The organism is Brachyspira innocens ATCC 29796 (genome assembly GCF_000384655.1).
GTDB classification, from domain to species: domain Bacteria; phylum Spirochaetota; class Brachyspiria; order Brachyspirales; family Brachyspiraceae; genus Brachyspira; species Brachyspira innocens.
In genome coordinates, this window is record NZ_ARQI01000113.1 from 51,203 (window position 1) to 60,933 (window position 9,731).

General features: G+C 25.2%; 7 protein-coding genes. 2 read left to right on the forward strand and 5 right to left on the reverse strand.

What is annotated here, in order from left to right; translation table 11 throughout:
- Nucleotides 1-7: 7 nt before the first annotated feature.
- The 3 genes from F811_RS0108435 to F811_RS0108445 all read right to left on the reverse strand — a co-directional run bounded on the left by F811_RS0108435 (nucleotide 8) and on the right by F811_RS0108445 (nucleotide 5,630).
- Nucleotides 8-625 (reverse strand): nucleotide exchange factor GrpE, encoded by a 618-nt coding sequence (locus F811_RS0108435; RefSeq protein WP_020004811.1) that lies wholly within the window; start codon nucleotides 623-625, stop codon nucleotides 8-10.
- 559 nt (nucleotides 626-1,184) lie between these two features.
- Nucleotides 1,185-2,564, reverse strand: a complete 1,380-nt coding sequence (dnaA, locus tag F811_RS0108440) for a chromosomal replication initiator protein DnaA (protein ID WP_020004812.1) — start codon at nucleotides 2,562-2,564, stop codon at nucleotides 1,185-1,187.
- A 324-nt stretch (nucleotides 2,565-2,888) separates the two neighbouring features.
- Nucleotides 2,889-5,630, reverse strand: a complete 2,742-nt coding sequence (locus F811_RS0108445) for a tetratricopeptide repeat protein (protein WP_020004813.1) — start codon at nucleotides 5,628-5,630, stop codon at nucleotides 2,889-2,891.
- A 68-nt stretch (nucleotides 5,631-5,698) separates the two neighbouring features.
- Between F811_RS0108445 and F811_RS0108450 the strand changes: the two genes are divergently transcribed.
- On the forward strand, nucleotides 5,699-6,799 hold the full coding sequence (locus tag F811_RS0108450) for a glycosyltransferase (protein ID WP_020004814.1): 1,101 nt from the start codon (nucleotides 5,699-5,701) through the stop codon (nucleotides 6,797-6,799).
- Nucleotides 6,796-7,101 carry a hypothetical protein gene (locus F811_RS0108455; RefSeq protein ID WP_020004815.1) on the forward strand — a complete coding sequence of 102 codons (306 nt, stop codon included), beginning with the start codon at nucleotides 6,796-6,798 and terminating at the stop codon, nucleotides 7,099-7,101. Before F811_RS0108450 ends, F811_RS0108455 begins: the two co-directional genes overlap by 4 nt.
- A gap of 1 nt (nucleotide 7,102) precedes the next feature.
- Here the strand turns inward: F811_RS0108455 and F811_RS0108460 are convergent, their stop codons facing one another.
- Nucleotides 7,103-8,002, reverse strand: coding sequence for a patatin-like phospholipase family protein (locus F811_RS0108460; RefSeq protein ID WP_020004816.1), 900 nt, complete (start codon nucleotides 8,000-8,002; stop codon nucleotides 7,103-7,105).
- A 26-nt stretch (nucleotides 8,003-8,028) separates the two neighbouring features.
- Nucleotides 8,029-9,519, reverse strand: coding sequence for a tetratricopeptide repeat protein (locus F811_RS0108465; protein ID WP_020004817.1), 1,491 nt, complete (start codon nucleotides 9,517-9,519; stop codon nucleotides 8,029-8,031).
- Between the last annotated feature and the right edge of the window lie 212 nt (nucleotides 9,520-9,731).

Sequence of the window (9,731 nt, forward strand, 5' to 3'; positions counted from 1 at the left end):
AATTTATTTACTCTTTAGGTGCCGCAGGAGGTTTTCCTACTACCACCTTAGCTGTTCTCAAAAGTTCATCATTCAATTTATAGCCTTTAGCATAAACTTCAACAACTTTTTCTTTATCAAGCTCTGGAACTTCTATCATAGTTAATGCTTCATGTACATTAGGATCAAACTCTTCTCCTAAAGACTCTATTTCAGAAACTCCATTGTCATGCATAAAGTCTATAAACTGTTTATGTATTAGCTCTATACCTTTATAGTATTCAGTGCCTTGTATATTTTCATCTTTTTCACCAGCTTTTAAAGCTCTTTCAAAATTATCCATGAAAGTTAAAAGCGATAATAACAATCCTTTATTTGCTCTTTTTATTGCATCTGTTTTTTCTTTAGCTGTTCTCTTTCTTATATTTTCCGCTTCTGCCATAGCATACATATATTTATTTTTCATATCAGAAGCTTCCTGCTGCAACTCCTCTACTTTTTTCTTTAATTCTGACACTTCATCATTAGAAGATTCTTCATTGCTATTTTCTTTATTCTCTTCATTATTTTCCAATTCTTCATCTTTTTCTTTATTAATATCCTCTTTATCACCGCTTTCATTCGTTTCTTTTATTTCTTCTTCCATTTAATCTCCTTTAATGGATATTTATTATTAGTACCTGAAGTCTTTAATCAGGCATACGTCTATATATGCAAGAAACGTGCCAATATTAATTATTTTTTATAATATGCTGGTAAAGGCAAAAAACTTATAAAAACATAAAATAAGGTTATAAAATGTATAATATGTAGTGTCAAACTGTATATTTTTTATATAACAAACTATAATATTATAAAAAATATATACTATTAGAAACAAAATATTATATATAAAAAAACTAGATATTAAAATATTATACATTTTAATAAAACGATGTATAGTTTTAATACATTGTCTTTAATGAAGAATGTATTATTTTAATACTATTATAAAAGAAGAATGTATAAATATTGATATGTGATTTTATATATAGATTATAAATAAAAGAAAAAGGGTTAAAAAAGTATCACCCTGATAAAAAACAGCAGGGTGATAAGGAGGTTTATGAAAAATTGTATTAATTTAACAATACCTCTTTATTATATACAATATATGACAAATGTCAATCTATTTTTTTAATTTTTTCTAAAAATATGCTATAAAATTATGAAATATTCGATATAATTTCATTAATTTCGGTAAATAAATGAGAACCGCTTCTCAATTCATCTTTTACTTTATCTCTTCCATGTATTATGGAGGAATGATCTCTATTAAACTCCAATCCTATCTCTGTAACTGATTTTTTTGAGTATTCGCATGATAAATATATAGCAACATGTCTTGCTTTTGCTATAAATTTAGTTCTGTCTGTACTCTCAAAAGAAGACATTTCTATACCATAATAATCTGCAACCATTTTTTTAATTTCTTTAACAGTAGCATTTTTTAATTTAGGCTTATTGGTAAAATAATCTTTAAATATGCCCATTTTCTCACACTGCTCTACGTCTGGAGTAATCTTCATCAAATCTCTAACGGATAAATATGCCCTTATAGCACCTTCTATCTTTCTTACATCTGTAGTAATATTTTCTGCCATATATTTCATTACTTCCTCATCTATAGAAGTATGCAAATCAAATAATTTCCTTTCTATAATAGCAAGCCTTGTTTCATATTGAGGAGGCTCTATTGAAAGAATAAGACTTTTTTCAAATCTGTTTTTTAATCTTGATTCTATATTTCTCAATTCTTTAGGAGGCTTATCGCTGACAAATACCATCTGTTTTGCAGCACTATCCAATGCCTGAAAAATTTCAAATAATTCCTTAGATGTTTCCTGAGCACTTTCAAGTAGCTGTAAATCATCTAATAAAAGCATATCCAATGATTTATATTTTCTTTTAAAAACTTCTGGTTTTTTATTCTGAAGAGACGATACATATTCATCTCTGAATCCGCTTCCGTCTATATAAAGCACTTTAGCATTGGGATTAGCTTCAAGATAGCTGTTTCCTATGGCCTGAAGTAAATGTGTTTTTCCTATACCTACACTTCCGTATACATAAAATGGATTGTATTCTCTTCCGGGATTAGATGACACATACTTAGCAGCTTCAAATACATATTTGTTATTATTGCCTTGTATAAAATTATCAAATCTGAAATAATCATTTAAATTTGATTTATTATTAGAAACTTCTTTTTTTACAGTGTTAGATACTTCCACATTATTATCAGATTTTTCTGATTTCTCCTGATGTTCTTCTTCAGGAATTAAATGCTCATTAACAAAATCTGCATCAACTCTTACATCTATATCTATATTATTTGAGCATTTATCATTAAAAAAATCTTTTATTCTTCCTAAAAAATCTTTTTTTATATGAGTAGCCGCAAAATCTCCTGAGCATACAATAGCAGCCTTATTATCCTCTTCAACAACAAATACGCTTCCTTTAAGTAAAGCTACAGCTGTAAACTCATCATCTTCGCTAATAATATTTAAAAATTCATTCCAATACTGTTTAATATCTTCCATAATTCAACTATCTTTATAACTTATTCTAACAATTTTATCATCGGTATTTATTGGCGAAAGTATAGAAGTTTCATTTTTATGATAATTTTACATATTATACATAATATTATTTTTAATTTTATACAATAAAATTACTCTTATAATGAAATGATTTTATTTTTTCAAATTATATATTTTAATGAATGTATCATCATATAAAATACATATAATCTGTCAAAATACAGTTCTTTAATAAAGTAGGCAGCTAGTGTATAAAAAACTTCACATGTGAATATATAAAAAATTATTTTCTTGATGAATTATAATTGTTTAGCTATATAAATACTACTCAAGAAGTTTTTTCTGTATATATTCAATCTCTTTAAGTATATTTTTTCTAGCCTCTGCATCCTTTCCCCATACGGCCTTGCTTAATGCAGTTTCATAATTACTCAAAGCCTCTTTAAGAAGAGTATTAGTGTTCTTATCAATATATTTTTCTGCTCTTGTTTTATAAATCTTTCCTAGAAGTTCATATCCGCTGTAATCATCTGGAAGCAATGCTAAATAATTTAATGCATAATTTTCTGCATTGATATCATCTTTAAAATTATTCAAATATACCAAAGAAGCCCTATAATTTGCCGCAGCATAATTTTTATTTATTTTTACTATATTCTGATAATTACTTAATGCCTCTCTAGTATTTCCTATAAGCTCATTAATATAAGCCTTTTGATAAATATAATTAATATTACTCTTATCTAAAGCTATTGCATTATTAATAGATTTCATAGCATTACTATAATCACCAATATCAGTATAAAGTTTTGAAGAAGCATAAAGTCCGTCTTTAGCATTGGTATTTTTATTAAGCATCTCATCAATAGATGAAGATGTATAATTATCTAAATGAACAGCAGTTTCAGCTATATAAATTGGGTTTACATCTAAATATTTTGAAGCCCTATCATAACATTTCATAGAATAAGAATACAAATAAGCCTTATTATATTCTCTTCCAAGTAATAGATCCTTTCCTCCATATACATTAATATATTCTGTTATTTTATTTATTATATTAAATCCTTCTATGTTATATTCTCTTATATAGCTTTCAGCAAGTCTTATTCTATTTTCTATATATGCAGGAGCAATTCTTAAAATTTCATTCATAGTAGAAGATAAAGAAACATAAGCATTTATATTATCATAAGAACCTATAGAAGTTAAATATGAATTAACATCCATTTCATTTTTCACGGCTAAAGCATCATAATTACTTCTGTTTCTTCTAATAGCCAAAGCTACAGTTTTGGAAGCATCTTCATACTGTTTATTTTCATAGAGATAAGCGGCATAAAGTCCGTAAGTTACAGATTCTATTTTTTTGATATAAGCTACATCATAATTTTTATTTCTCAAGTCAGATATATATGCCAAAGCCTCATCAAATTGATTAAACCTTATAAACTCGTATATTCTATCAGTAACCAAATTTAAATTTAATTTTAATTCCTCTTCCCAATATTCTGTTGCCTTTATATCTATAATATCTCTTTCTTTTTGATAAAGCGATGTATCATTATTTGAAGCTCTTATTTCTAATAATTTTCTTAATAATAATACATTGTTTACACTGATTATATTAGCATTAAAACCCTCTTTTAATATGTCTATAGCCTTATCTATAGAACCTAGTTTATAATAAGCATCGGCAATATACCCTATTCTAATCTGTTCTTCAGTACCATAAAATCTGTACATAGATAATAACTGCATCATATCTACATAATAATTTTTCTGTTTTAATTGCTCTGCCTTATCAAGTATCATATTATAATCTATATTCTTTAATAGTTCATCAGCAATATTTTTGTAAGTTGTAGTTTCAGATAATAGATTTTTTGCCTCAGTATATCTTTTTTTTCTTATTAAACTTTTACTGTATTCTATTTTATTTTCATCAGATATGTTATAAAAATTAATTATTTGAGATATGATATTATCAGGATAGTAAGTATATCCTATATCATAAAGCATAGAAGCAAATGTTTCATAAAGTCTAGGCTTATTATAACAATATTCAAGTCCTGTTTCTAATATTTTTATAGCCTCTGTTTCATTATTTTCATATAAAGATATTTGAGCTAAAATGGCATAAGCCTCATCAAAATCTTTTTCTGACAATATTAATTTTGATAGTATAGATTTTGCCCTCTGATAATCCTTAATTTCAAAATATGTTTTACCCAAAGCAACATCTATTTCTGGATAATTTGCAGAATATGAAGAGATATTATTTAATATTAAAAGAGCATTAGTATAATTTTTAGCCTGAATCTGTTTATCCCATAAATAAAGCTCTTTTTTTACTATGGCATTTGATATCTTACTCTGTATTCTAATTTTATCTTCTTCATTTGAATATTTAGCACTTTTATAATTATTAACAGCATCATCATATCTGTTATTTAATAAATTTATATCTCCAAGTCCCTCATTTCCATAAGACTGACCATCTTTAAGAGAGCTTTGAAAACATGAATTTGCACTTTTTATGTCGCCGTTTTTTAAGGCAGAATTACCAGCTAAAAAAAGCCAATAAGGATTATTTGTTGCCTTATATGCAGTAAGATAAGTTATTACAGTCTGTTCATATTCATTTATAGTATCAAAAAAATTCCCTGCCAAACTATAGACTTTATCAGTATCATTTGTGTTTATATATAAAGATAAAAGTTTTGTAAAATCTAAAGCGGCATAATGTAAATCTGAACGTCTGAAATATGATAATCCTCTTATATAATATAGCTTATAATAATTTGTATAATTAGCTTCTAATTTATTGCAAAGTTCAATGGCTTCAAAAAATTTTCCTTCCATAGCTAAATTTTCAGCCGTTTCTAACTCTTTATTAATAATATTATCATTACTAATATAAATATTATTAGTAGGTGCTTTTATATCATCTAAAGAAATATTAACGTTTCTGTCTTCCATAACAAAATGATATTGTAAAATATCTCTGGAATATGCCGAAATATATAATGTAAAAATTATAAGCAGTATATTTTTTAATTTCATAACAAGTCCTTATTTACTATTTTTAGTATCGGAATAGAACTTGGAATATTTTAATTAAGCGGGTAAGAATGAAAGAGATAGTTATATTAATATCGAATGCAGGAAATACAAAAGATAAATCAAATCAGTTTATGCTAAATATGATAGAGCACTTTTATAAATCTGGAATAAGAATAACTGTATTTTCAAAATCATTCTCAAAAAACTTTCCAGCATACATAGCAAGAAAACATTTATCTTCATTATTATTTATTAAGTCTGCATTATTTGCAAAATCTGCTAAAGATATAGCAAATATATCAGAAAATGCTGACGCTATTATAGCTATGGACTTCCCTATGAATATAATCGCTTCTATGACAAAAAATATATTCATAAAAAAGAGATTAAATAAAATGCCTGTTATAGTATGGTATGCACTTAATTTTCAGAATCATTTATATTTTCAAGAGAAAAAAGATAATAAAACTAAATTAACAGAAAAAAGACTTATAAAACTGGATTATGAGCATACTTTAAATATGGATATAATTATATGCGGAAGCAGTAAAATAAAAGAAAGATTATTGTATCTTCATAAGGATATAAAAAATATAGAAGTGATACAGCCATATTTTTCTCCATATATTTTTATAAATAAGAGTAAAGATAAAGATAAATCAATAGTAATATTTTATGATAAAGAAGACACTATATTTAAATGTACTGCTGCATATGCTCAGTATTTAAAAGAAACTGAAAATATATACCGATTAAAAATAATAGGATACGATAAAGAATTAAAAGAAAATATAAATAAATTATCTATAGGACAGTATGTTGATTTTATAGATGAAGATAATAATGCATACATAGCAGAGATTATCTCAAATTCAAATGCTATTATAATACATAATACAAAAGATTCTTTTTATACTCAATTAATGGCAGCTTGGCATTATAAAACACTTCCTATAATAGATGAAAAAAGCTCTTCAGCTGAAATAGCATTAGATGAAAAAAATGCATTGATATATAATTCTAAAAATCCTATATCGATAATATCAAAAATAAAAAAAATGTCAGAAAATAAAAAAACATATGAAATGTTTATGAGCTCTATTAATGAATCAGAAAATACTAATAAAATACTGGAATTTATAAACGGTTTTTCTCAGGTCAGCATATGAATAAATGGTATTTAAGAAAAATTAATAATAAACACGAACTTTACTGTATTGATGACAGCTTTGATGATGAAGCTCCTATTTTAGTACTTATAAATATTTTAAAAGACAAATATAAAAACATCATATTTAAAGATGAAGAGTCTAATATTATGGGAGGAGAATACAGAAAAAAAGTAATGATTGATAATATAGAGTTAAACATATACGAGGAATTATCATCTTTGACATTAAGCTCTGATGATAAAAGAGCAAATGATATAATACTAGAAATATCTAATTTATTAAATGCGGAAATTATATAACTTATTTATCATTATCATTTATTCTTAAATTATCAATAGCATTATTCAATTCTCTTTTTAATTTTTTTCTGTTTATCTCATTTCTTATTTCATCTTGATACATTTTATTGCTGTTTTCTATGCTTTCTAATTGAGTATTTCCCATTTTAAAAACCTGCTTCAATATATTTTTAGCATCTTTATAACCCTCTTCAAGACGCATTCTAGCTCCTTCAAGAGAAAAATCCATAGCACCAGTGAAAAAATCACCTATATCATTACTAGGTACTATTTCATATACTTTGCAATGAGAAGATTTTTCTATAGCAGCATCTTTATACAAATTAATAACTATTATCTCATCGCAGTTTTCATCATAAAGAGGTCTTAAAGGAAGATTATTTCCATTTAATATTTCAACTCCGCCGTCAACATAATCAGTTCCATTTATATTCTGTCTTCCGAATAATAAAGGTATAGCACTTGTTGCCATCATTATTTCTTTTATCTCCTGATGAGTTTTTCCGTTTAGCTTAAAATATTCTACGTCTATTTTTTTTAAGTTTACAGCAGCTGCATATATGGGATACTGATAATTCACAATAATATCAATATTCAAATACTTATCTATTATCTCTATAAGTCCTTCCCTACTAAATATTCCATTAGAAGATATAAAAGAATTATTTTTATCAATTTTCTTTTTTGATAATATTTTATCTTCTATTTCATTAGTCCAAATATATTCAGCTATCTCATAATTATTCTGTGCTATTAAGCATGCATTAAGAACGCCTACCGAAGTTCCAGCAATGGCTTTAATCATATTATCAACTTCATATTCTTTTAAAGCCTTCCAAACTCCTATCTGATAGCTTCCAAGTCCGCCGCCGCCGCCTAATACTAAACCTAGTTTTTTCATAAATAATTTATAACTCCTAAATACTATTAAATCTTACTTAAATATACTCCCCAAAAATCATTCATAAACTCTAAATAATCTTTTTTATTTTTATCTGCCGCTTTCTCTATCTTCTTATCCATTCTTTCTTTATATAATTTTATTTTTTTATACTGATCCTCTAATTTCTGCTTATATCTGTATATATCTTTATTTGATGAGCAATAATCAAAATATTTATTTAAGTATTTCATTGTATTTTCATAATCTCTTTTTATCAAATATATTTTAGCAGTCTCTTTGTAGCATAAAGGTTTTTCATAATATTGAATCTCTTTTATAAGTATTTTATACATGCACTCTATTCTTATATTATGTGCTTCTTTATTGTCTTTTTCTTTGCTTAATATAATATCACATTCTTTTACAGCTTTTTTATATTTTTTTTCAGAGAAATATTTTTTTGCCAATTCTACTCTTGCCTCTATACTTACAAAATTATTTTTGCTTGGAAGATTTGTTTTTTTGGATATCATTTTTAATTCATTCATTATCAGTATTATAATATCATAATTTGTTATCTCTGTATTATAATCAAAATTTGATATATTAATGCCGTATTCATTTATTAAATTAAGTTTGATACTAGATATATCATTATTTCCCAAATTAAGTATTGATGTTATTATATAGCTTTCTTCTTTAGATAGACTATCTAATTTTTTTATACCGCTTAATATAGGTATAACATAATTAGGAAGATATATATTGTATTTAATATTATAAAAAATTTTATCTATAAAATTAGGCTTATCAATCAATTTAGTATATATATCTATTACTTTTATTTTTCCATCAGCGTTTATATTAAAATCCATTAGTATAGATTTTATCATGTAAATATGCTCTTTGGTAATAGAGTTTTCATTACTGTAGCATATTTTTGAAAATAGATCATTACTTAAACATATAATCTTTTCAATATTATCCATATCATTATATTTAATATTATCAAATTCAAGTATATTAGCCGAAGCCTTAAACTCTAAAAGCTGAACCTTTTTTTCAAGCGAATCTATTCTATTGGACTCTTGATTTATTTTATTAAGTATATAGTTAAAAGACTCTCTTATATTATTGCATATAGTTACAAGTTCTTTTTCAATATTTTGTTCTATATTATTTAATTTATTATTTATATATATGAGTCCTTCATAAGTTATTTTATTTTGTTCAGCTAAACACTCTATCATTTTTATTGAAGCATCTTTTACTAATATATAATTATAATCTATCTCACCTCTTACCTTTCTATTTTGTCCTGTTATGGAATTAAATATATTTTTGAAAAAACCTTGTTTTGATAAAAATTCAGTTCTTGACTTTCCAGCACTTAAAGCGGATACTGCTTCTATGGTTAATTCTGTAAGTTTAGTAGAGTTATGCTCATATTCTTTTATATTATTAAGTATATATTCTTGTATTATTGTTTTATCTTTATCATTAATCTCATTTTCATAAGGTATAGCTAAATTCATGATAACTCCAATAGATATAATAAATATAAAATGAATATATGTATATTATACAATCTATTGATTTTTTTAACAATTATGTTATTATATAAATAGTAACAGTTTTGAGTAATGATTATGCAATCAATCAATCAATCAATCAATCAATCAATCAATCAATCAATCAATCAATCAATCAATCAATCAATCAATCAATCAATCAATCAATCAATCAA

Coding starts and splice junctions, on each gene's coding strand:
- F811_RS0108455 (WP_020004815.1), top strand. CDS start 6,796: ATGAATAAATGGTATTTAAGAAAAATTAATAATAAACACGAACTTTAC.
- F811_RS0108465 (WP_020004817.1), bottom strand. CDS start 9,519: ATGAATTTAGCTATACCTTATGAAAATGAGATTAATGATAAAGATAAA.
- F811_RS0108460 (WP_020004816.1), bottom strand. CDS start 8,002: ATGAAAAAACTAGGTTTAGTATTAGGCGGCGGCGGCGGACTTGGAAGC.
- F811_RS0108450 (WP_020004814.1), top strand. CDS start 5,699: ATGAAAGAGATAGTTATATTAATATCGAATGCAGGAAATACAAAAGAT.
- F811_RS0108435 (WP_020004811.1), bottom strand. CDS start 625: ATGGAAGAAGAAATAAAAGAAACGAATGAAAGCGGTGATAAAGAGGAT.
- F811_RS0108445 (WP_020004813.1), bottom strand. CDS start 5,630: ATGAAATTAAAAAATATACTGCTTATAATTTTTACATTATATATTTCG.
- dnaA (WP_020004812.1), bottom strand. CDS start 2,564: ATGGAAGATATTAAACAGTATTGGAATGAATTTTTAAATATTATTAGC.